Origin of the sequence: Streptomyces sp. SID8374 (genome assembly GCF_009865135.1) — a bacterium.
Classification (GTDB): domain Bacteria; phylum Actinomycetota; class Actinomycetes; order Streptomycetales; family Streptomycetaceae; genus Streptomyces.
The window spans coordinates 1,344,284-1,366,097 of sequence record NZ_WWGH01000001.1; the positions used below are offsets into that span (position 1 = coordinate 1,344,284).

The 21,814-nt window shown below is 70.7% G+C and carries 24 protein-coding genes; 8 read left to right on the forward strand and 16 right to left on the reverse strand.

Going from position 1 to position 21,814, the window contains the following annotated elements; translation table 11 throughout:
- Positions 1-107 precede the first annotated feature (107 nt).
- On the reverse strand, positions 108-812 hold the full coding sequence (locus GTY67_RS06035) for an antibiotic biosynthesis monooxygenase (RefSeq protein WP_161278021.1): 705 nt from the start codon (positions 810-812) through the stop codon (positions 108-110).
- Positions 813-972: 160 nt separating this feature from the next.
- On the opposite strand from GTY67_RS06035, the gene GTY67_RS06040 reads away from it, so the two are divergent.
- On the forward strand, positions 973-1,746 hold the full coding sequence (locus GTY67_RS06040) for a phosphodiesterase (RefSeq protein ID WP_161278022.1): 774 nt from the start codon (positions 973-975) through the stop codon (positions 1,744-1,746).
- Between the two features lie 18 nt (positions 1,747-1,764).
- Here the strand turns inward: GTY67_RS06040 and GTY67_RS06045 are convergent, their stop codons facing one another.
- A complete protein-coding gene (locus GTY67_RS06045; protein ID WP_161278023.1) occupies positions 1,765-2,415 on the reverse strand; it encodes a DUF4232 domain-containing protein in 651 nt (216 codons plus the stop codon).
- A gap of 166 nt (positions 2,416-2,581) precedes the next feature.
- Here GTY67_RS06045 and dapA point away from each other — a divergent pair, with 166 nt between their 5' ends.
- The gene (dapA, locus tag GTY67_RS06050; protein ID WP_093686460.1) at positions 2,582-3,463 is read left to right on the forward strand and encodes a 4-hydroxy-tetrahydrodipicolinate synthase; all 882 of its coding nucleotides are present in this window, start codon (positions 2,582-2,584) and stop codon (positions 3,461-3,463) included.
- Between the two features lie 2 nt (positions 3,464-3,465).
- Here the strand turns inward: dapA and dapD are convergent, their stop codons facing one another.
- From dapD to GTY67_RS06065, 3 genes are all read right to left on the reverse strand, one after another.
- The gene (gene dapD, locus GTY67_RS06055) at positions 3,466-4,464 is read right to left on the reverse strand and encodes a 2,3,4,5-tetrahydropyridine-2,6-dicarboxylate N-succinyltransferase (RefSeq protein ID WP_015607815.1); all 999 of its coding nucleotides are present in this window, start codon (positions 4,462-4,464) and stop codon (positions 3,466-3,468) included.
- A 154-nt stretch (positions 4,465-4,618) separates the two neighbouring features.
- Positions 4,619-5,182 (reverse strand): TetR family transcriptional regulator, encoded by a 564-nt coding sequence (locus GTY67_RS06060; RefSeq protein WP_161278024.1) that lies wholly within the window; start codon positions 5,180-5,182, stop codon positions 4,619-4,621.
- Complete coding sequence (locus tag GTY67_RS06065; RefSeq protein WP_093686458.1) at positions 5,182-5,508, reverse strand: multidrug efflux SMR transporter; 327 nt, start codon at positions 5,506-5,508, stop codon at positions 5,182-5,184. The genes GTY67_RS06060 and GTY67_RS06065 overlap by 1 nt, the downstream gene beginning before the upstream one ends.
- Positions 5,509-5,828: 320 nt before the next feature.
- Between GTY67_RS06065 and GTY67_RS06070 the strand changes: the two genes are divergently transcribed.
- Complete coding sequence (locus GTY67_RS06070; protein WP_161278025.1) at positions 5,829-6,812, forward strand: hypothetical protein; 984 nt, start codon at positions 5,829-5,831, stop codon at positions 6,810-6,812.
- Positions 6,813-6,821: 9 nt separating this feature from the next.
- On the opposite strand, the gene GTY67_RS06075 is transcribed toward GTY67_RS06070, so the two are convergent.
- From GTY67_RS06075 to GTY67_RS06115, 9 genes are all read right to left on the reverse strand, one after another.
- Positions 6,822-7,187, reverse strand: coding sequence for a VOC family protein (locus tag GTY67_RS06075; RefSeq protein ID WP_161278026.1), 366 nt, complete (start codon positions 7,185-7,187; stop codon positions 6,822-6,824).
- 77 nt (positions 7,188-7,264) lie between these two features.
- Complete coding sequence (locus GTY67_RS06080; RefSeq protein ID WP_015607822.1) at positions 7,265-7,603, reverse strand: metal-sulfur cluster assembly factor; 339 nt, start codon at positions 7,601-7,603, stop codon at positions 7,265-7,267.
- On the reverse strand, positions 7,600-8,055 hold the full coding sequence (gene sufU, locus GTY67_RS06085) for a Fe-S cluster assembly sulfur transfer protein SufU (RefSeq protein WP_031125575.1): 456 nt from the start codon (positions 8,053-8,055) through the stop codon (positions 7,600-7,602). Before sufU ends, GTY67_RS06080 begins: the two co-directional genes overlap by 4 nt.
- 10 nt (positions 8,056-8,065) lie before the next feature.
- A complete protein-coding gene (locus tag GTY67_RS06090; RefSeq protein WP_093686445.1) occupies positions 8,066-9,334 on the reverse strand; it encodes a cysteine desulfurase in 1,269 nt (422 codons plus the stop codon).
- The gene (gene sufC / locus GTY67_RS06095) at positions 9,331-10,095 is read right to left on the reverse strand and encodes a Fe-S cluster assembly ATPase SufC (RefSeq protein ID WP_073880116.1); all 765 of its coding nucleotides are present in this window, start codon (positions 10,093-10,095) and stop codon (positions 9,331-9,333) included. The genes GTY67_RS06090 and sufC overlap by 4 nt, the downstream gene beginning before the upstream one ends.
- Before the next feature lie 7 nt (positions 10,096-10,102).
- Entirely contained in the window at positions 10,103-10,420 is a 318-nt protein-coding gene (locus tag GTY67_RS06100) for a bifunctional 3-phenylpropionate/cinnamic acid dioxygenase ferredoxin subunit (protein ID WP_003969893.1), read from the reverse strand.
- Positions 10,420-11,637, reverse strand: coding sequence for a Fe-S cluster assembly protein SufD (gene sufD / locus GTY67_RS06105; protein ID WP_161278027.1), 1,218 nt, complete (start codon positions 11,635-11,637; stop codon positions 10,420-10,422). Before sufD ends, GTY67_RS06100 begins: the two co-directional genes overlap by 1 nt.
- A 102-nt stretch (positions 11,638-11,739) precedes the next feature.
- The gene (gene sufB / locus GTY67_RS06110) at positions 11,740-13,161 is read right to left on the reverse strand and encodes a Fe-S cluster assembly protein SufB (RefSeq protein ID WP_093686442.1); all 1,422 of its coding nucleotides are present in this window, start codon (positions 13,159-13,161) and stop codon (positions 11,740-11,742) included.
- Positions 13,158-13,901, reverse strand: coding sequence for a metalloregulator ArsR/SmtB family transcription factor (locus GTY67_RS06115; RefSeq protein WP_093686441.1), 744 nt, complete (start codon positions 13,899-13,901; stop codon positions 13,158-13,160). The genes sufB and GTY67_RS06115 overlap by 4 nt, the downstream gene beginning before the upstream one ends.
- A 136-nt stretch (positions 13,902-14,037) precedes the next feature.
- Between GTY67_RS06115 and GTY67_RS06120 the strand changes: the two genes are divergently transcribed.
- From GTY67_RS06120 to GTY67_RS06130, 3 genes are all read left to right on the forward strand, one after another.
- A complete protein-coding gene (locus tag GTY67_RS06120; RefSeq protein WP_161278028.1) occupies positions 14,038-14,964 on the forward strand; it encodes an ABC transporter ATP-binding protein in 927 nt (308 codons plus the stop codon).
- The gene (locus GTY67_RS06125; RefSeq protein WP_161278029.1) at positions 14,961-15,728 is read left to right on the forward strand and encodes an ABC transporter permease; all 768 of its coding nucleotides are present in this window, start codon (positions 14,961-14,963) and stop codon (positions 15,726-15,728) included. Before GTY67_RS06120 ends, GTY67_RS06125 begins: the two co-directional genes overlap by 4 nt.
- Positions 15,729-15,803: 75 nt before the next feature.
- A complete protein-coding gene (locus GTY67_RS06130; protein WP_161278030.1) occupies positions 15,804-16,790 on the forward strand; it encodes a COX15/CtaA family protein in 987 nt (328 codons plus the stop codon).
- Between the two features lie 58 nt (positions 16,791-16,848).
- Here GTY67_RS06130 and GTY67_RS06135 read toward each other — a convergent pair whose 3' ends face one another.
- Positions 16,849-17,217, reverse strand: a complete 369-nt coding sequence (locus tag GTY67_RS06135) for a hypothetical protein (RefSeq protein ID WP_161278031.1) — start codon at positions 17,215-17,217, stop codon at positions 16,849-16,851.
- Between the two features lie 97 nt (positions 17,218-17,314).
- Positions 17,315-18,268 carry a heme o synthase gene (locus tag GTY67_RS06140; RefSeq protein ID WP_161278032.1) on the reverse strand — a complete coding sequence of 318 codons (954 nt, stop codon included), beginning with the start codon at positions 18,266-18,268 and terminating at the stop codon, positions 17,315-17,317.
- Between the two features lie 289 nt (positions 18,269-18,557).
- Between GTY67_RS06140 and tkt the strand changes: the two genes are divergently transcribed.
- Positions 18,558-20,660 carry a transketolase gene (gene tkt / locus GTY67_RS06145; RefSeq protein WP_161278033.1) on the forward strand — a complete coding sequence of 701 codons (2,103 nt, stop codon included), beginning with the start codon at positions 18,558-18,560 and terminating at the stop codon, positions 20,658-20,660.
- A gap of 33 nt (positions 20,661-20,693) precedes the next feature.
- On the forward strand, positions 20,694-21,812 hold the full coding sequence (gene tal / locus GTY67_RS06150; protein ID WP_093686434.1) for a transaldolase: 1,119 nt from the start codon (positions 20,694-20,696) through the stop codon (positions 21,810-21,812).
- Positions 21,813-21,814: the final 2 nt, after the last annotated feature.

The following is a 21,814-nucleotide window of genomic DNA, read 5'->3' on the forward strand; positions in this document are numbered from 1 at the left end:
CAGCCGCTCAAGCCTAGACGCAATTCGCCGCATGCCACCCGGTTCGGGCCACCGGCCACCACCGTTCACCGGGGGTACGCCGGCAACTCCGCCGCAGCGCCGGGGCGTCACCCGGCCCGCATGCCGAGGGCGGGCGTGTAGCGGTTGACGCCGCCGCCGGTCATGCCCGGGTACTTCTGGACGCGTTCCCACAGCGGCGACGGGGAGCCGATCCCCTCACCGGGTGCGGCGAGTGCCGCGATGTGGTGTTCGGCGCTCTCCCATTCCGCGTAGTTGAGGACCCGGGTGCCGTCGGTGCTGACGTGGAAGTGCGCGGCGACACCTCCTTCGAGCGTCCGGTTCTCGTTGCCGAGGGCCTCGAACACGGCGTCGATCCAGTCGCGTTGCCGCGCCGGGTCGGGCCCTGCGAACTCCACGTCCACGATCACGACGCACCCGGGCTCGCGAGTGTCGCCCTCGGCCTGGAGCGCGGAGCGGTACAGCTCGTACGTGTGCAGGGCGAGGCGTTCGATGCCGGGCACGGCGGCGTCGATGTCGGCGTTGCGGGCGTCGCGGCCCTCCCGTACGAAGTCCTGGTAGGCCCGCTCGTCGGCCCACTGCGAGTAGTGCAGCAGCGTCCGGCCGTCCTCGCCCGTGTACACGCTGTACGAGAGCAGCCCGGGGTGGGGCCACCCCCGGCTCTCCCACGCTTTCCGGATGGCGTCGACGGCCTGCCGCTGCCGCTCCGGCGTACCGACGTCCCAGGTGCTGGCCTTGGCGATCCCCGCGTCGGTACGGGCCGGGTCGGGGCGGTCGGTGAACCGCACGGTCATGGTGGTGCTCCCCTCTCACGCGCGCCGGTCGGTGCGCCGTGCCACCACCGTCACACCTCAAGTCCGGTTGGGGTCAAGGGTCTCCCGCCGCCCCTGCTCCCCCGTTCGCCTTCGGCGAGACCGCGTGACCCGGCGGGAGGCCCGGGGAAGGGGCCGGGGCATGACCCTCTCCGTGGCGCACCTGAGCGACCCCCACCTCACCACCGGCCCCTCGGCGCAGGCCCCGGCGGCAGGGCTGCGCGCCGCACTGCGCCGCGTGCTCGCCCTGGACCCGCACCCGGAGTGCGTCGTGATCACCGGCGACCTCACCGAGCGCGGGGAGCCCGAGGAGTACGCGGCGGTGGGCGAGGCGGTCGGCGGGTTCCCGCTGCCGCTGCACCTGGTGACGGGGAATCACGATGCGCCGGAGGTGCTCGTGGAGGCGTTCGGCGGGACGCGCTTCCTCGGCGGGGGCACGACGACGACGTACGAGGTGGAGCATCAGGCGCTCACCGTCGCGGTGCTGGACTCGAAGGTGTCCGGTTCGCCCGGCGGGCGTCTGGGGCCCGAGCAGTTGTCCTGGCTGGACCGGGTCCTCGCCCGGCGCCCCGGCGTACCGGCCGTCGTGTGCCTGCACCACCCCCCGGTCCCGGTCGGCATCCCCTTCCTGGACGCGATGCGGCTGGCGGACGGCCCCGCGCTGGCCGAGGTGGTCGCCGCGCACCCCCGGGTCGTCCGGGTGCTGGCGGGCCATGTGCACCGCCCGGTCACGGCTCCCTTCGCGGGCAGCACGGTGGGCGTCGCGCCGAGCACGTACCGGCAGAGCGGGCTGGTGCGGCGGGAGGGACTGCCCGGCTACACCGGTGAGCCCGCCTCGTTCCTGCTGCACGTGGCGCCGGAGGGGCCGCCCGGCACGGCCTGGGTCACCCACACCGTGCCGGTGGGCGACGGGTGAAGGGCCGGGCCCCGCCGGTCACTCGGGCAGTTCCGCCCGCCAGGCCGTGATGTTCAGCTCGTCCATGTACCGGATGTCGTGGCCCTCCAGCGGGTGGACCCGCGCCCCGGCGTCGGGGGCGGCGGCCAGCTCCAGGGCGTCGGCCATGATGAGTTCGCCGCCCTCCTGGGTGGAGACCCAGGCGAGCATCGACTTCACAGTGGCGCCCGGCTTCAGGGTGAGCGCCTCGGGGCCCTGGTCGCGGCCGAACTTCGAGCCCGCCGGGTTGACCTTCACCGGGAGGCGCTCGCCCTCCTCGCCGAGCGCCTGGACCGAGGGGTAGCCGTCGACCCGGTAGGGCTTCGAGCCGCAGTTGGTCAGGGTGAGGACGGCCGCGCGGCTCATCAGCAGGGCCTGCACCTCCCCCATGGTCACCACGGCCCCGGAGGCGGGGCAGTCCCCGATGGGGGTGGGGGACGGGTCCGGGCCCTGAGCCGGTACGTCGGCGACCGGCGGCGTGGCGGAGGGCGCGGGCGGCGGTGCGGCGTGGGTGGACGGGGTGGGGGTGGGGGTGGGTTCGCCCTCACCTGCCGGGACGAGGAAGCCCGAACAGCCGGTCAGCAGCGTCAGCAGGACCGCCGCCGGGGCCGCTCGCCACGCCCGCGTCCGGCCCCGCACCCGCTCACCCATCTCTTCCGCCCCTCGCCCGCCCTCGTCGCGGCCCCCGGCCGTGCACCGTCCGCGTGTTCGATCATGTCAGCAGGCGGGCGCCCCAGGGCACTGTTCAGCATCTCTTCCCGGTCCGGAGAAGCAGATCTAAGTAGACCTTCACGGTCGGACGGCCGACACTTCGGGCATGACTGCCACCGCGCCCCGCCCCTTCGGCCGCACGCTCTGCGCCATGATCACGCCGTTCACCGCCACCGGGGCGCTGGACCTCGACGCCGCCCGCGCCCACGCCGCGCACCTGGTGGCCGAGGGGTGCGACGGGCTGGTGCTCAGCGGCACCACCGGGGAGTCGCCCACCACGTCGGACGCGGAGAAGTCGGATCTGCTGCGGGCGGTCCGGGCGGAGGTCGGTGCCGGGGTGCCGCTGCTCTCCGGCGTGGGCAGCGCGGACACCACGCACGCGGTGCGGCTCGCGCGGGAGGCCGAAGAGGTGGGCGCGGACGGGCTGTTGGTGGTGCCGCCGTACTACAGCCGGCCACCGCAGGCCGCCGTGGAGACGTACTTCCTGCGGATCGCCGAAGCCACCGGCGTACCGCTGATGCTGTACGACATCCCCGGCCGCACCGGCGTCCGGATCGCGCCGGAGACCCTGCTGCGGCTCGCGGACCACCCGCGGATCGTCGCGGTCAAGGACTGCGCGTACGACCTGCTCGGCTCCACGAAGGTGCTGGCACGGACCTCGCTGGCGTACTACTCGGGGTGCGAGGAGCTGAACCTCCCGCTGTACGCGCTGGGCGGCGCGGGCTATGTCAGCACCGTCGCCAACGTGGCGCCGCGCCAGATGCGGGCGCCACTGGACGCGTTCGACGCGGGGCGCACCGACGAGGCGGCCCGGCTCAACGGGCTGACGGTCCGCCTCGCCGAGCTGATGATGGCGGGCGGCCTGCCCGGCACCGTCACCGCGAAGGCCCTGCTGGACGCGGGCCCGGTCCGGGAACCGCTACAGCCCGCCGGCCGCGAGGCGGTCGACGGGCTGCGGGCGGCGTACGAGGAACTCCTCGCGGCCTGAGGCTAGTTGTGGGCGTGCAGGACCTCGTTCAGTCCGCCCCACACCGCGTTGTTCGGGCGGGCCTCGACCGTGCCGGTGACCGAGTTGCGGCGGAAGAGGATGTTGGAGGCGCCGGAGAGCTCGCGGGCCTTGACGACCTGGCCGTCCGGCAGCGTGACGCGGGTGCCGGCCGTGACGTACAGCCCGGCCTCCACCACGCACTCGTCGCCGAGCGCGATGCCGACACCGGCCTCCGCGCCTACCAGGCAGCGCTCGCCGATGACGATGCGGACGTTGCCACCGCCGGAGAGCGTGCCCATGGTGGAGGCGCCGCCGCCGATGTCGGAGCCGTCGCCGACGACGACGCCCGCGGAGATGCGGCCCTCGACCATGGATGTGCCGAGCGTGCCCGCGTTGAAGTTGACGAAGCCCTCGTGCATGACGGTGGTCCCGGCGGCGAGGTGCGCGCCGAGCCGGACCCGGTCGGCGTCGGCGATGCGTACGCCCTTGGGGGCCACGTAGTCCGTCATGCGCGGGAACTTGTCGACCGAGGTCACCTGGAGGTGCAGCCCCTCGGCGCGGGCGTTGAGGCGGACCCGCTCCAGGTCGTCGACGGCGACCGGGCCGAGCGAGGTCCAGGCGACGTTGGCCAGCAGGCCGAAGAGGCCGTCGAGGTTCTGGCCGTGCGGCTGGACGAGCCGGTGCGAGAGCAGGTGCAGGCGCAGGTACGCGTCGTGCGCGTCCAGCGGCTTGTCCTCCAGTGAGGAGATGACCGTGGAGACGGCGACGACCTCGACCCCGCGCCGGGCGTCCACACCGATGGCCTTGGCGGCACCCTCACCGAGGCGGTTGACGGCCTCGTCCGGGGTCAGCCGCTGCGTACCGGCCGGGCCGGGCTCGGGCTTGAGCTCGGGAGCGGGGAACCAGGTGTCGAGGACGGTGCCGTCACCGGCGACGGTGGCGAGGCCGGCGGCGACGGCGCCGGTGGTACGGGAAGTGGCCTGGGAAGTCGTGTCGGTCATGGACAGAAACCTAACCGGCCGGGGCCCGCTCGGGCGAACCGGTCTCAGCTTCCGGCCCGTTCTCCTCGGTGCGCATCCACTCCCCCGGCCCGGGCAGCCGCCGCGCCCGCCGGCACCGCTCCCCCGGCGCCCGCCGCGAGCGGTGCGCACCCCCTCAGCCCCGCCCCTCCACCACCCGGGCCAGCATCTCGCGGGTGTAGGCCGCGTCGAAGGCGGAGCCGGTCAGCATCACCTGGAGGCACACACCGTCCATGAGCGCGACGAGGGCGCGCGCGGTGGCCGGGTCGGTGCGTGCGGACAGCACCTCGACCGCCGACTCGGTCCACTCGGCGGCGACGGGGCGCAGGGCCGGGCGGCGCAGGGCCGCGAGGTACAGCTCGTACTCCAACTCGATCGCGCCCCGCTCCCCCGCGAAGCACTCCCCCAGCACCCGGGTCAGGTCGTCGGCGAGTCCGGCGTCGGCGCCCCGGGCGGAGGGCTCCCCGGTGAAGGCGGCACTGTCGCGCAGCGCCTGGGCGAAGGTCTCGTTGGACCGGCGCAGGGCGGCCGTCAGCAGCTCGTCCAGCGAGCCGAAGTGGTACGTGGTCGACCCGAGCGGCACATCCGCCTCGGCGGCCACCGTGCGGTGGCTGAGTCCCGCTATGCCGTCGGCCGCTATCACGCGCAGCGCCGCGTCGATGATCCGCGTCCGCCGGTCGGGGTCGTACCGGCGGGCCATCAGTGCGCCCCTCCCAGGTTGAGCACGACGACCCCGGCGACGATCAGGGCCACCCCCGCGATCTTGACCAGGCTGCTGGACTCCCCCAGGAACAGGATGCCGATGAGGGCAACGGCCGCCGTGCCCACACCGGCCCAGATCGCGTACGCGGTGCCCACGGAGAGCGTCTTGAGGGTCTGGGCGAGCAGGGTGAAGGCGATGAGATAGCCCACCGCCGTGCCGAGCGAGGGCCAGAGGCGGGTGAAGCCCTCGCTGTACTTCATGGCCGTCGTCCCGGCCACCTCCGCCGCGATCGCCGCGGCCAGCAGTCCGTATGCGTATCCCATGTGGACGACTGTACACATCGTTGCGTACAGCTGTACATATCATCGGCCCACGTCGGGGGCGCTACGGTGTGCCGACCGACGCAACGGCCCGGCGGTACGGGCCGACGATATTGAGCGGAGAGACAGTGGCGCAGGATGCAGGGTGGGGCGGTGGCCCGTACGGGGGCGCGCCCCACGGCGGGGGACCCTTCCACGGGGGCGCGCCCCACGGCGGGGGACCCTTCCACGGGGGAGCGCAGGGACCGGGTGGCTGGAACGGCGGATGGGCGGCGCCGCCCAAGCCGGGGGTGATACCCCTGGCGCCGCTGAGGGTCTCGGACATGCTCAGCGGCGCCTTCGCGACGATCGGCGGCTACTGGAAACCGCTGGTCGGGACGGCCCTGGCGCTCTTCGGGGCGGCCACGGCCGTCATGGGCGTCGGACTGGTCATCGCCTTCTCGACCGTGGCGGCCAACTGGGAGGACCTGACGGGGCCCGGCGAACCGGACACGGCACAACTGGTCCCGCTGGGCATCGCGTTCGGCGTCCTGATGGTCCTCGGCCTGATCGCCTACCTGCTGGCGTCGGCCGTCGTCCAGGCGGCGGTCCCGGTGGTCCTCCAGGAGGCCGTCCTGGGCCGCCCGATCACCTTCGGCACCGTCTGGAAGCGCGCCTGGTCGCGGGTCTGGGCCATGATCGGCACGGTGTTCCTGCTGGCCCTGGCCGTGGCCGTCCCCTTCCTGGTCATCATGGTCACCATGGTCGCCACCATCGTCCACGCCGTCTCGCTGGGCGACTCGGACACGGCTTGGCCGCTGTTCCTGTTCGGCCTTCTCGGCTGGCTGGTGCTCGCCCCGGTCGCGATCTGGCTCTGGGTGAAGTTCTCGCTGGCCCCGACGATCGTGGTCTTCGAGGCACAGCGGCCGGTCGCGGCCCTGCGCCGCTCGGCGCAGCTGGTCCGCGGCAGCTGGTGGCGGGTCCTCGGCATCGGGCTGCTCGCCTTCGGGCTGGCGACCATGGTCGGCTACATGATCCAGATGCCGTTCCAGGCGCTCGGCATGATCCCCGGCTCCCTGGACAGCACGGACACGATGGGCGAACCGAGCGGCGGCCAGATCATCGCCCTGTTCGGCGGCTTCGTGGTGCTGTCCATGCTCAGCGGGCTGGTGAGCCAGCTCTTCTCGTCGATCTTCCCGCCGCTGGTGACCGGACTGCTGTACGTGGACCTGCGGATGCGCAACGAGAACCTGGGCCCGGTCCTGGCGGAGGCGGCGGCCCGGACCGTGCCCGAGCAGTACGGACCGCCGCCGGCCACCCCCGCGTAAGGCCCGGGCTCAGTCCGTCAGCGTCCGCTTCGGGCGCAGCACGCAGAACTCGTTGCCCTCGGGATCGGCCAGCACCACCCAGGTGGCCTCCGGCCCCTGCCCGATGTCCAGCCGCCGGGCGCCGAGCGCGAGGATGCGCTCCACCTCGGCGTCCTGGTCGTCGGGGGCCAGGTCGATGTGCAGCCGGTTCTTGACGGTCTTCCCCTCCGGCACGGGGAGGAAGCACATGCCCGGCAGCGCGGTCTCGTGGGCGCCGATGACGATCTCCTCCTCGTCCTCGAAGAGGATCTTCCAGTCCAGCACCGCGCTCCAGAAGCGGGCCAGGAGCGGCAGGTCGTGGGCGTCTACGGCGAGGTGGTACATGGATACGGCCATGCCCGCCAGTGTGCCTGGCGGGCATGGCCGTTCGCTCGTTCTTCCGGCGGGGCGTATCAGCGTGCCCGGCGCTCGGATCAGACGTTGAACCCCAGCGCGCGCAGCTGCTCGCGCCCGTCGTCCGTGATCTTGTCCGGGCCCCACGGCGGCATCCAGACCCAGTTGATCCGGAGCTCGTTGACGATGCCGTCCGTGGCGGACTTCGCCTGGTCCTCGATGACGTCGGTCAGCGGGCAGGCCGCGGACGTCAGGGTCATGTCGAGGGTGGCGATGTTGGCGTCGTCGACGTGGATGCCGTAGATCAGGCCCAGGTTGACGACGTCGATGCCCAGCTCGGGGTCGACGACGTCGTACAGCGCCTCGCGGACCTCCTCCTCAGAGGCCGGCTTCATGGTCGCGGTCTCGTTCTCGCTCATGCGGTCTTCCCTTCGGACAGCGCCTTGGCCGTCGCGTCCTTCCACGCCATCCAGCTCAGCAGCGCGCACTTGACCCGGGCGGGGTACTTGGAGACGCCGGCGAACGCGACGGCGTCCTCCAGCACCTCCTCCATCGCCTCGTCCGGCTCCAGCTGGCCCTTGGACTGCATCAGCTCCAGGAAGGCGGCCTGGATCTTCTGCGCCTCGGGCAGCTCCTTGCCGACGAGCAGCTCGTTCAGCACGGAGGCGGAGGCCTGGCTGATGGAGCAGCCCTGGCCCTCGTAGCTCACGTCGGCGATGGTCTCGCCGTCGTACTTCACCCGGAGCGTGATCTCGTCGCCGCACGTCGGGTTGACGTGGTGCACCTCGGCGTCGCCGTCCCGCAGGCCGCGCCCGTGGGGGTGCTTGTAGTGGTCCAGGATCACTTCCTGGTACATGGAATCAAGCTTCACCGTTACACCCTCAGCCGAAGAAGTTCCGGACGTGCTCCAGCCCGTCCACCAGTGCGTCGACCTCGGCGGGCGTGGAGTACAGATAGAACGACGCTCGCGTCGTCGCGGGAATTCCGTACCTCAGGCAGACCGGGCGGGCGCAGTGGTGGCCGACCCGGACGCAGATGCCCATCTCGTCGAGGACCTGGCCCACGTCGTGCGGGTGGATGTCGCCGAGCGTGAAGGAGATCGTGGCCCCGCGGTCCTCGGCCGTCGCCGGACCGATGATCCGCAGGTCCGGGACCTCCAGCAGGCGCTTCACCGCGTACTGGGTGATCGCCTTCTCGTGCTGGTGGATGTTCTCCATGCCGATCGAGGAGAGGTAGTCCACGGCCGCGCCGAGGCCGACGGCCTGGGCGATCGGAGGCGTACCGGCCTCGAACTTGTGCGGCGCCGGGGCGTAGGTGGACGAGTGCATCGACACGGTCTCGATCATCTCGCCGCCGCCCAGGAACGGCGGCAGGTCCTCCAGGAGCTCCTGCCGTCCCCAGAGCACGCCGATGCCGGTCGGGCCGACCATCTTGTGGCCGGTGAAGGCCACGAAGTCGGCCTGGAGCGCCTGCACGTCCAGCACCATGTGCGGGGCGGCCTGCGAGGCGTCGATGCAGACCAGCGCGCCGACCTGCTGGGCGCGGCGGATGATCTGCTCCACCGGGTTGACGGTGCCCAGGATGTTGGAGACCAGCGTGAAGGAGACGATCTTCGTCTTCTCGGTGATGATCTCGTCGATGTTCGACAGGTCGAGTCGGCCGTCGTCGGTGATGCCGAACCACTTCAGCTTCGCGCCGGTGCGCTGCGAGAGCAGCTGCCACGGCACGATGTTGGAGTGGTGCTCCATCTCCGTGGTGACGATCTCGGTGTCGCGGTCCACCCGGTAGGGCTCGTCCGCCCAGCCGAGCATGTTGGCCACGAGGTTGAGCGACTCCGAGGCGTTCTTGGTGAAGATCACCTCGTCGCGGCTCGGCGCGTTGATGAAGGCCGCGACCTTGTCACGGGCGCCTTCGTACAGCGCGGTGGCCTCCTCGGCGATCGTGTAGACGCCTCGGTGCACGTTCGCATTGTGGCGCTCGTAGTACGTGTTGAGCGCGTCGAGGACCTGGCGCGGCTTCTGCGAGGTCGCCGCGGAGTCCAGGTAGAGGATCTTCTTGCCGTCGTGGACCGTGCGGTCCAGGATCGGGAAGTCCTTGCGGATCGCCTCGGTGTCGAGGAGGCCGGTGAGCCCCTGTCGGGCGTCAGTCACGCGGAAGCGCCACCCTTCGTGTATGCCTCGTAGCCCTCGTTCTCCAGCTGGTCGGCCAGCTCGGCACCGCCGGAGGCCGCGATCCGGCCGTTGGCGAACACGTGCACGAAGTCGGGCTGGATGTACTTCAGGATCCGGGTGTAGTGCGTGATCAGCAGCGTGCCGACCTCGCCGGTCGCGCGGACCCGGTTGACGCCCTCGGAGACGGTCTTGAGCGCGTCGACGTCCAGACCGGAGTCGGTCTCGTCCAGGACTGCGATCTTCGGCTTGAGGAGCTCCAGCTGGAGGATCTCGTGGCGCTTCTTCTCACCGCCGGAGAAGCCCTCGTTGACGTTGCGCTCGGCGAAGGCGGGGTCCATCTGGAGCCCGGCCATCGTCTCCTTGACCTCCTTGACCCACGTACGCAGCTTGGGGGCCTCGCCGCGGACGGCGGTGGCGGAGGTGCGCAGGAAGTTGGAGACCGAGACACCGGGGATCTCGACGGGGTACTGCATGGCCAGGAAGAGGCCGGCGCGGGCGCGCTCGTCGACGGACATCTCCAGGACGTCCTCGCCGTCCAGGGTGACCGTGCCACTCGTGATCGTGTACTTGGGGTGACCCGCGAGCGAGTACGCGAGGGTGGACTTGCCGGACCCGTTGGGGCCCATGATGGCGTGGGTCTCGCCCTGCTTCACGGTCAGGTCGACGCCCTTGAGGATCTCCTTCGTGGCGTTGTCGGCCTCGACGGAGACGTGCAGGTCGCGGATTTCAAGCGTTGCCATGGGTGACTCAGGACTCCTGGGTGACGGAGACGAGCACATCGTCCCCTTCGATCTTTACGGGGTATACGGGGACGGGGCGCGTCGCGGGAAGGCCGGACGGCTTGCCGGTGCGGAGGTCGAACGACGATCCGTGCAGCCAGCACTCGATCGCGCAGTCCTCCACCTCGCCCTCCGAGAGCGACACGTTCGCGTGCGAGCAGATGTCGTTGATCGCGAACACCTCGCCCTCGGTGCGGACGACGGAGACCGGTGTGCCGTCGAGTTCCACCCTCTTGGGGGTGTCGTCCTCCAGCTCACTCAGCGCACAGGCTTTGACGAAGGACATCAGACGGACGCCTTCAGCTCGGCCTCGATCTTGTCGAGGAGCCGTGCTTCCACGTCCGGCAGGCCGATCTGCTGGACCAGCTCGGCGAAGAAGCCGCGCACGACCAGGCGGCGGGCCTCCTCGGCCGGGATGCCGCGGGACTGGAGGTAGAAGAGCTGCTCGTCGTCGAAGCGGCCGGTCGCCGAGGCGTGGCCGGCGCCGACGATCTCGCCGGTCTCGATCTCCAGGTTGGGTACGGAGTCGACCCGGGCGCCGTCGGTGAGGACGAGGTTCCGGTTCATCTCGTAGGTGTCGGTGCCCTCGGCCGCGGCCTGGATGAGGACGTCCCCGATCCAGACGGCGTGGGCTCCCTCGCCCTGGAGCGCGCCCTTGTACACCGCGTTGGACTTGCAGTGCGGGGTGTTGTGGTCGACCAGGAGGCGGTGCTCCTGGTGCTGGCCCTTGTCGGTGAAGTACAGACCGAAGAGCTCCGCCTCGCCGCCGGGCGCCGCGTAGGCGACCCGCGGGTGCAGGCGGACGAGGTCGCCGCCGAAGGTGACGACGATCGACTTGAAGGAGGCGTCACGGCCGACCAGCGCGTTGTGCTGGCCGACGTGGACGGCCGTGTCGTCCCAGTCCTGGACGGAGACGACGGTCAGCTTGGCGCCGTCGCCCAGCACGTAGTCGACGTTGGCGGCGAGCACCGCGTCACCGGTGTGGTCGATGACGACGACGGCCTCGGCGAAGGGCTTCAACTCGATGAGCTGGTGGCCGTAGGCGGTGCCGCCCTCACCGTGCACGGTGATCCGGACCGGCTCGGTGAGCACGGCCTCCTTGGCGACGGTGACGACCGAGGCCTGCTCGAAGGAGCTGTACGCCTGGGCGGCGACCCGGTCCACCGGCGTACCGGCCTTGCCGAGCCGTGCGTCGTCGCGGCCGACGGTCTCGACGGTGACGCCCTCGGGCGCCTCGATCGCGACCTTCACGCCGCCGCCGTTCGCGACGGCGGTGCCGTCGTGCAGCCCGCGCAGCCGCTCCAGCGGGGTGAAGCGCCACTCCTCCTCGCGACCGTGCGGGACGGGGAAGTCCGCGACGTCGAAGGACGGGGGCGCGCTCATGCGCGTGGCGACGGTCGACTCGGCGGCCACCGCGATGGAGCCGGCGGTGGTGGAGCCCACCGGAGGGGGTCCCCCCGCTCGAGCGGAGCCGAGAGTGGGGGAGTTCTGAGCCTCAGCCATGGCTGTCGTAGTGCTCGCTTTCTCAGTCAAGAAGGGGGTGGTTCGGTAGGGGGCCGGGGCGGCCGCGTGCGACCGCCCCGTGTCGTCCTCGGGTGCGAGGACCTAGCCGACCGAACCCTCCATCTGCAGCTCGATCAGCCGGTTGAGCTCCAGGGCGTACTCCATGGGCAGCTCCTTCGCGATCGGCTCCACGAAGCCGCGCACGATCATCGCCATGGCCTCGAACTCGGTGAGTCCGCGGCTCATGAGGTAGAAGAGCTGGTCCTCGGAGACCTTGGAGACGGTCGCCTCGTGGCCCATCGACACGTCGTCCTCGCGGACATCGACGTAGGGGTAGGTGTCCGAGCGGGAGATCGTGTCGACGAGGAGAGCGTCGCAGAGCACGTTGGACTTCGCGCCCGGCGCGCCCTCGCCGATCTCGATCAGACCGCGGTAGGACGTACGGCCGCCGCCTCGCGCCACCGACTTGGAGACGATGTTCGAGGAGGTGTTCGGCGCCATGTGGACCATCTTGGCGCCGGCGTCCTGGTGCTGGCCCTCGCCCGCGAAGGCGATGGAGAGCGTCTCGCCCTTGGCGTGCTCGCCCATCAGGTAGACGGCCGGGTACTTCATGGTGACCTTGGAGCCGATGTTGCCGTCGACCCACTCCATGGTCGCGCCCTCGTAGGCCACGGCCCGCTTGGTGACCAGGTTGTAGACGTTGTTCGACCAGTTCTGGATCGTCGTGTAGCGGCAGCGGCCGCCCTTCTTCACGATGATCTCGACCACGGCGCTGTGCAGCGAGTCCGAGGAGTAGATCGGGGCGGTGCAGCCCTCGACGTAGTGGACGTAGGCGTCCTCGTCGACGATGATCAGCGTCCGCTCGAACTGGCCCATGTTCTCCGTGTTGATACGGAAGTAGGCCTGGAGCGGGATCTCGACGTGGACGCCCTTGGGCACGTAGATGAACGAGCCGCCGGACCACACGGCCGAGTTCAGCGAGGCGAACTTGTTGTCACCGACGGGGATGACGGTGCCGAAGTACTCCTTGAAGAGCTCCGGGTGCTCCTTCAGCGCGGTGTCGGTGTCCATGAAGATGACACCCTGCGCCTCCAGCTCCTCGTTGATCTGGTGGTAGACGACCTCGGACTCGTACTGCGCGGCGACACCGGCGACGAGGCGCTGCTTCTCCGCCTCGGGGATGCCGAGCTTGTCGTAGGTGTTCTTGATGTCCTCGGGCAAGTCCTCCCAGGAGGCCGCCTGCTTCTCCGTGGACCGCACGAAGTACTTGATGTTGTCGAAGTCGATGCCCGACAGGTCGGAGCCCCAGTTCGGCATGGGCTTCTTGCCGAAGAGCTTGAGGCCCTTGAGCCGCAGCTTCAGCATCCACTCCGGCTCGTTCTTCTTCTCCGAGATGTCGCGGACGACAGCCTCGGACAGGCCGCGCTTCGCCGCCGCGCCTGCCGCGTCGGAGTCGGCCCAGCCGAATTCGTACGTACCCAGGCCCTCGAGCTCAGGGTGGGCAGTCTCCGTGGGGAGCGTCATGCGGGGTTCCTCCCGGCCGTGCTTGCAGATGCTGAATGGGTGGTCTGTGGGGGTGCTGTCTGGCCGCTGCGCGGCACGTATGTCGTGCACACGCCGTCGCCGTGGGCGAGGGTGGCCAGACGCTGCACATGGGTCCCGAGGAGGCTGGAGAAGAATTCCGTCTCCGCCTCGCACAGCTGTGGGAACTGCTCGGCGACATGCGCCACCGGGCAGTGGTGCTGGCACAGCTGCTCGCCCTGCTGGGGGCCCGGCGCGCTTCGCGCCGTAGCAGCGTACCCGTCGGCGCTCAGGGCCCTGGCGAGGGCCTCCGTGCGCTCCGAGGGCTCCGCGGCCTCGACCGCGGCGCGGTACGCCTCGCCCATCGCCGCCATCCGGGCACGGGCGAAGGCGGTGACCGCCTCGTCCCCGCCGGACTCGGCGATGAAGCGCAGGGCGTCCGCGGCCAGCTTGTCGTAGGACTGGTCGAAGGCGTCCCGGCCGCAGTCCGTCAGGGCGAACACCTTGGCGGGCCTGCCGCGGGTCCGCGCCCCGTAGACCCGCTGTTCACGGGCTTCGACGACACCGTCGGAGACGAGTGCGTCCAGGTGGCGGCGGACGGCGGCCTGGGTGAGGCCGACGCGCTTGGCCAGATCGGCGGCGGTGGACGGACCGTGGTCCAGGATGGAGCGCGCGACCCGGTTGCGCGTGGAGCGCTCACCGGTCGCGAGTTCCTCCTGGGGAGACCCACCGTCGTATTTCACAACACCATTGTTGCGTAATTCATTCGGCCATGACAACCACGGTCCGGAACGATCTACGGTGTGGTTCGTCACTTAGGGTTACCTAATCTGGCCCCGCGGGAGGGCCCGCGCGAGGCGCTGCCTAGACTTACGCGCCATGGAGAACGAGCCCGTCGTACAGGTCAACGGCCTGGTGAAGCGGTACGGCACGAAGACCGCGGTGGACGGCCTCGATCTGGTCGTGGCGTCGGGCGCGGTGACGGCCGTCCTGGGCCCGAACGGCGCCGGGAAGACCACCACGGTCGAGACCTGCGAGGGGTACCGCCGACCCGACTCCGGCACCGTACGCGTCCTCGGACTCGACCCGGTCACCGACGCCGAGCGGCTGCGCCCCCGGATCGGGGTCATGCTCCAGTCCGGCGGTGTCTACTCCGGCGCCCGCGCCGACGAGATGCTCCGCCACATGGCCAGGCTGCACGCCCACCCGCTGGACGTGGACGCCCTGATCGAACGCCTCGGCCTCGGCTCCTGCGGCCGCACCACCTACCGCCGGCTCTCCGGCGGCCAGCAGCAGCGCCTCGCCCTGGCCCTCGCGGTCGTCGGCCGACCCGAGCTGGTCTTCCTGGACGAGCCGACCGCCGGGCTGGACCCGCAGGCCCGCCGCTCCACCTGGGACCTGGTGCGCGAGCTGCGCGCCGACGGGGTCTCCGTGGTGCTGACCACCCACTTCATGGACGAGGCCGAGGCGCTCGCCGACGACGTCGCGATCATCGACGCGGGCCGGGTCATCGCCCAGGGCTCCCCCGAGCAGCTCTGCCGGGGCGGCGCCGAGAACACCCTGCGCTTCACCGGACGTACGGGACTCGACCTCGGCTCCCTCGTCAAGGCGCTGCCCGACGGCTCCGAGGCCGCCGAGCCGGTCCCGGGGACGTACCGCATCACCGGTGCCATCGACCCGCAGCTGCTGGCCACCGTCACCTCCTGGTGCGCCCAGCACGGGGTGATGCCCGAGGGCATCTCGGTGGAGCGGCACACCCTGGAGGACGTCTTCCTCGAACTGACCGGCAAGGAGCTGCGCGCATGAGCGCCGGTACGTACACCCCGCGCCCCGGCGCCGCCCCGCTCCCCCGGATGATCGCCGCGCAGACCGCGCTGGAGACCCGGATGCTGCTGCGCAACGGCGAGCAGCTGCTGCTGACGGTGATCATCCCGACGCTGCTGCTCGTGCTGTTCAGCGCGGTCGACATCGTGGACACCGGCTCGGGCGCGTCGGTCGACTTCCTGGCGCCGGGCATCCTCGCGCTGGCCGTGATGTCGACGGCCTTCACCGGCCAGGCCATCGCCACCGGCTTCGAGCGCCGCTACGGGGTCCTCAAGCGGCTCGGGGCCTCCCCGCTGCCGCGCTGGGCGCTGATGACGGCGAAGACGCTGTCGGTGCTGGTCACCGAGGTGCTCCAGGTGCTGCTGCTGACCGCGATCGCCTTCACGCTCGGCTGGTCGCCGCAGGGCAACCCGCTCTCCGTGCTGCTGCTCCTGGTGCTGGGGACCGCCGCGTTCTCCGGGCTCGGGCTGCTGATGGCCGGGACGCTGAAGGCCGAGGCGACGCTCGCCGCCGCCAACCTGGTCTTCCTGCTGCTGCTGGTCGGCGGCGGGGTCATCGTGCCGCTGGACAAGTTCCCGGACGCGGTGCAGTCGGTGCTGGGGCTGCTGCCCATCTCGGCGCTCTCGGAGGGGCTGCGGGACGTCCTCCAGCACGGCGCGTCGATGCCGTGGGGCCAGGCCGGGATCCTGGCGGTCTGGGCGGTGCTGGGACTGGGCGCGGCGGCGAAGTTCTTCCGCTGGGAGTAGGCCGACCGGGGACTTTCACGGGCAAGCCGCCACGAACCCACCCCTCGTGAAAACATGCACAAGCCTCGTCCTACGATGGTCCGCGTGGAAACCCCCATCTCTGCCATCGCCAAGCGCTGGACGCCGTCCACCACCGTGGTGAAGCGTGCCGCGCTCTCCGCCGTGATGATGAGCGTCTTCATCATCGTGACCGGCGGTGCCGTCCGGCTGACCGGTTCGGGCCTCGGCTGCGACACCTGGCCCAAGTGCACCGACGACAGCCTGTTCGCGACGCCCGAGCAGGGGCTGCACGGCGCGATCGAGTTCGGCAACCGGATGCTGACGTACGTCCTGTCGGCGGCCGTCGGCTGGACCATCGTCGCCACCCGCTCCGCCAAGCCGCGCCGCCGCAAGGTGACCCGGCTTGCCTGGTCGCAGTTCTGGATCGTGCTGGGCAACGCCGTCCTCGGCGGCATCACCGTCTGGGCGGGGCTCAACCCGTGGACGGTGGCCGGGCACTTCCTGCTCGCCAACGCGCTGCTCGCCGTCACCGTGATCACCTGGGTGAGGATCGGCGAGGGCGACGGCCCCGCGCGGCCCCGCGCTCCCCTGCCGGTACGCCGCCTCTCCTGGGCGATCCTGGCGACCACCGTGGTCCTCATCGTGCTGGGCACCTCGGTGACCGGTTCCGGCAAGCACGCGGGCGACAGCAGCGACGTACCGCGTATGCCGTGGGACTGGTCGGCCGCCGCCCATGTGCACGCCATCGCCGCCTGGGTGGTCTGCGCGCTGGCCATCGCGATGTGGCTGGCCCTGCGGGTGGTCGACGCCCCCGCCGACACCCGGGCCCGCGCCCGCGATCTGCTCGTCGTGCTGCTCGCCCAGGGCGCGATCGGGTACGTCCAGTACTTCAGCGACGTCCCCGAGATCCTGGTCGGCATCCACATGTTCGGCTCGGCCATCATGTGGATCGCCGTGATCCGCCTGGTGATGAGCATGCGCGAGCGCGGCGACGACGTACCGGCTCCGCTGCCGGGCCCGTCCGCCTCCGCCGAGCAGCGGGAGTCGGCGCAGGCTCTCTGAACGGCCGTACGGAGAAGGGGCGGCGGGCACAGGCCCGCCGCCCCTTCTCCGTATCCGCTCAGCTGTCGTTGGACGGGCCGCCGATCTGGATGCCGGCCATCCGCGACCACTCGTAGGGGCCCGTGCGGACCTTGAGGGCGAAGTCGCCGTCGAACTCCTCGTGCATCGTGATGCCGGACTTCTCCGCCGCGCTCTCGGCCACCGCGTACGTCGGGGCCACCAGGTCGCCCCAGGCGCCGTCCTGGCCCACCAGGACGATGCGGGCGCCCGCCTGGCCGATGTAGGCGAGCTGCCCCTCGGCACCGCCGTGCTCCTTGGCGAAGGCCCCGATCTCGCGGGCCAGCTTCGCCGCCTTGCGCTCCGCCCGGGCCGCCTTCCTGGCGTCCGTCCGCGAGGTCTGCTCCGTGTCTGCTGCCGTCTCTGCCATGGACAGGATGCTACCGACGGGTAGGGGGAACGGCGACGGGCGGGTCACGTGGCTTGTGCCACGTGACCCGCCCGTAGAGGCCGGGGGCCGGACTTCCCTAGCGGAGGAAGGGGTCCACCGCGACGGCCAGGAAGAGCAGCGAGACATAGGTGATGGACCAGTGGAACAGCCGCATCTCCTTGAGCTTGGCGCCCGTCACCCCGGCCTTCGACCGGTTCTGGAGCCCGTGGGCCTCCCAGAGCCAGAAGCCGCCCGCCAGCAGCGCCACCGACAGATAGAACCAGCCGGTGTAGCCCAGCGGGGTGAGCAGCAGCGAGACGCCGACCATGACCCAGCTGTAGATGACGATCTGCCGGGCCACCACCTGGTTGGTGGCGATGACCGGGAGCATCGGGACGCCGACCCGGGCGTAGTCCTCCTTCACCTTCATGGAGAGCGGCCAGTAGTGCGGCGGCGTCCAGAAGAAGATGACGGCGAAGAGGATGACGGCGGCCCAGGAGAGGGAGTTCGTCACCGAGGACCAGCCGATGAGCACCGGCATGCAGCCGGCGATGCCGCCCCAGATGATGTTCTGCGAGGTGCGGCGCTTCAGCAGCATCGTGTAGACGACGACGTAGAAGAGCAGCGCCCCGAGAGCGAGCCCGGCGGACAGCCAGTTGACGAGCAGTCCGAACCAGAGCGTGGAGATCACCGCGAGGCCGATGCCGAAGGCGAGGCACTCGCGGGGGCTGACCATGCCGGTGACCAGCGGACGCTGCGACGTGCGGTCCATCAGCGCGTCGATGTCGCGGTCGATGTACATGTTCAGCGCGTTGGCGCCGCCCGCCGAGAGGTAACCCCCCAGCGTGGTGGCGAGCACCAGCCACAGGTCGGGTACGCCCTGGGCGGCGAGGAACATCACCGGAACGGTGGTGATGAGCAACAGCTCGATGATCCGTGGCTTGGTAAGCGCCACGAATGCCTTGACACGGGCCCCGTACGGGCGATGGCCCCCTGGGCTGGGAGTCAAGGCGACCCCTGCGGGTCGGGACTCGACGGCCGTCACGCACACCCCTGACAGAGAAATCCCAGCAAGCTCCGGGCCGAAAGGCCCTTGTGAAGACTTGCGCGAACTCGACCACTCTAGACGTTGGGGATACACCGCCCTTCGCGGGGGTGGGGTCGTGTTGAGGGTGACTGTGCGATGTACGGGGCGCGTCCGCCGGGAGGCGAAGTGCGCAGGTCGCCCGCACCCTGGAAAGTGCTCGGAAAGTGTGCCCCGCGGCGGGGGTAGGCTCGGCAGCGTCCGGTGCGGTAACGGTCACCGGCTTACGAACAGTGGAGAGGAGCCCTGACTCAGGGTGAGCATCAAGCCGACCACCTCAGACCTCCAGTGGACCGATTTGGACCAGCGGGCCGTGGACACCGCCCGCGTCCTCGCCGCGGACGCCGTACAGAAAGTCGGAAACGGCCACCCGGGTACGGCCATGAGCCTGGCTCCCGCCGCGTACACCCTGTTCCAGAAAGTCATGCGGCACGACCCCGCGGACGCGGAGTGGACCGGCCGCGACCGGTTCGTCCTGTCGGCGGGCCACTCCAGCCTGACGCTCTACATCCAGCTCTACCTCGCCGGTTACGGCCTGGAGCTGGACGACCTGAAGGCGTTCCGGACCTGGGGCTCGAAGACCCCGGGCCACCCGGAGTACGGCCACACGACGGGTGTCGAGACGACGACCGGTCCGCTGGGCCAGGGTGTCGCCAACGCGGTGGGAATGGCCATGGCCGCCCGCTACGAGCGCGGCCTCTTCGACCCCGAGGCGGCCCCCGGCACCTCCCCGTTCGACCACACGGTCTGGGTCATCGCCGGTGACGGCTGCCTCCAGGAGGGCATCTCGGCCGAGGCGTCCTCGCTGGCCGGGCACCAGAAGCTGGGCAACCTGGTCCTCCTCTGGGACGACAACCACATCTCCATCGAGGGCGACACGGAGACCGCGGTCTCCGAGGACACCCTGAAGCGGTACGAGGCGTACGGCTGGCACGTCCAGCGCGTCGACCAGCTGCCCAACGGCGACCTGGACCCGGCGGGCCTGTACGCGGCGCTCCAGGCGGCCAAGGCCGAGACCGAGCGCCCCTCGTTCATCGCGGCCCGCTCCATCATCGCCTGGCCCGCCCCCAACGCCCAGAACACCGAGGCCGCGCACGGCTCGGCGCTCGGCGACGAGGAGATCGCGGCGACCAAGCGGGTCCTGGGCTTCGACCCGGAGCAGACCTTCGAGGTCTCCGACGAGGTCATCGGCCACACCCGTGAGGCCCTGGACCGCGGCCGCGAGGCCCGTGCCGATTGGGACAAGGCGTTCGCCGCCTGGCGCACCGCCAACCCGGAGCGCGCCGCCGACTTCGACCGGATCGCCGCGGGTGAGCTGCCCGCGGGCTGGGAGGAGAAGCTCCCGGTCTTCGAGGCCGGCAAGTCCCTGGCCACCCGCGCCGCCTCCGGCAAGGTGCTCCAGGCGCTGGGCGAGGTCGTGCCCGAGCTGTGGGGCGGCTCCGCCGACCTGGCCGGCTCGAACAACACCACGATCGACAAGATGTCGTCGTTCCTGCCGGTGGGCAACCCGCTGCCGGAGGCCGACCCGTACGGCCGCACGATCCACTTCGGGATCCGCGAGCACGCGATGGCCGCCGCGATGAACGGCATCGCGCTCCACGGCAACACCCGCATCTACGGCGGCACCTTCCTGGTCTTCTCCGACTACATGCGCAACGCGGTGCGGCTCTCCGCGCTGATGCACCTGCCGGTGACGTACGTGTGGACGCACGACTCGATCGGCCTCGGCGAGGACGGCCCGACCCACCAGCCGGTGGAGCACCTGGCCGCGCTGCGCGCCATCCCGGGCCTGAACATCGTGCGCCCGGCCGACGCCAACGAGACGTCCATCGCCTGGCGCGAGATCCTGCGCCGCTACACCAAGGTGTTCGGCGAGGGCGCCCCGCACGGTCTGGCACTGACCCGCCAGGGCGTGCCGACGTACGAGGCCAACGAGAACGCGGCCAAGGGCGGTTACGTCCTCTTCGAGGCCGAAGGGCCCTCCGGGCAGAACACAGAGCCGCAGGTGCTGCTCATCGCGACCGGCTCCGAGGTCCACGTCGCCGTCGAGGCGCGCGAGCAGCTCCAGGCGGCCGGTGTGCCGACCCGGGTGGTCTCGATGCCGTCGGTCGAGTGGTTCGAGGAGCAGGATCAGGGTTACAAGGAGAGCGTGCTCCCGCCGTCGGTCAAGGCGCGGGTCGCCGTGGAGGCGGGCATCGGCCTGACCTGGTACCGGTACGTCGGTGACGCCGGCCGGATCGTCTCGCTGGAGCACTTCGGTGCCTCGGCCGACGCGAAGGTCCTCTTCCGCGAGTTCGGCTTCACCGCCGAGAACGTGGCCGCCGCCGCGCGGGAATCCCTCGCCGCCGCCGCGCGCTGACGCCTTATATACGACTAGTAGGAGATGCAACCCATGACAGACGCACTCAAGCGCCTCTCCGACGAGGGCGTGGCGATCTGGCTCGACGACCTGTCGCGCAAGCGGATTACGTCCGGCAACCTGGCCGAGCTGATCGACCAGAGCCATGTCGTCGGCGTCACGACCAACCCGTCGATCTTCCAGAAGGCGATCTCCTCGGGCGACGGTTACGAGCAGCAGCTCACCGACCTCGCCGCCCGCAAGGTCACCGTCGAGGAAGCGCTCCGCATGATCACGACGGCGGACGTCCGCGACGCCGCCGACATCCTGCGTCCGGTCTTCGACGCGACCGGCGGCCAGGACGGCCGGGTCTCCATCGAGGTCGACCCGCGCCTGGCGCACAACACGGTGGCCACCGTCGCCGAGGCCAAGCAGCTGGCGTGGCTGGTGGACCGGCCGAACACGCTCATCAAGATCCCGGCGACCAAGGCCGGCCTCCCGGCGATCACCGAGACCATCGGCCGGGGCATCAGCGTCAACGTGACGCTGATCTTCTCGCTGGAGCGCTACCGCGCGGTCATGGACGCCTACCTGGCGGGCCTGGAGAAGGCGAAGGCCGCAGGCCTGGACCTCTCCAAGATCCACTCGGTGGCGTCCTTCTTCGTGTCCCGTGTGGACACCGAGATCGACAAGCGCCTGGACGCCATCGGCTCCGACGAGGCGAAGGCCGCCAAGGGCAAGTCCGCCCTGGCCAACGCGCGCCTGGCCTACGAGGCGTACGAGGAGGTCTTCGCGAGCGACCGCTGGGCCCCGCTGGACAAGGCGCAGGCCAACAAGCAGCGTCCGCTGTGGGCCTCCACCGGTGTCAAGGACCCGTCCCTCAAGGACACCCTGTACGTCGACGACCTCGTCGCCCCCAACACGGTGAACACCATGCCGGAGGCGACCCTGGAGGCCGTGGCCGACCACGGCGAGATCACCGGCAACACCGTCGCCGGCGGCTACGACCAGGCCCGCGCCGACCTCGACGCGATCAAGAAGCTCGGCATCTCGTACGACGATGTCGTGCAGGTGCTGGAGGACGAGGGCGTCGAGAAGTTCGAGGCGTCCTGGAACGACCTGCTCAAGTCGACCGAGGCGGAGCTCTCGCGCCTCGCCCCCTCGGAGGGCTGACC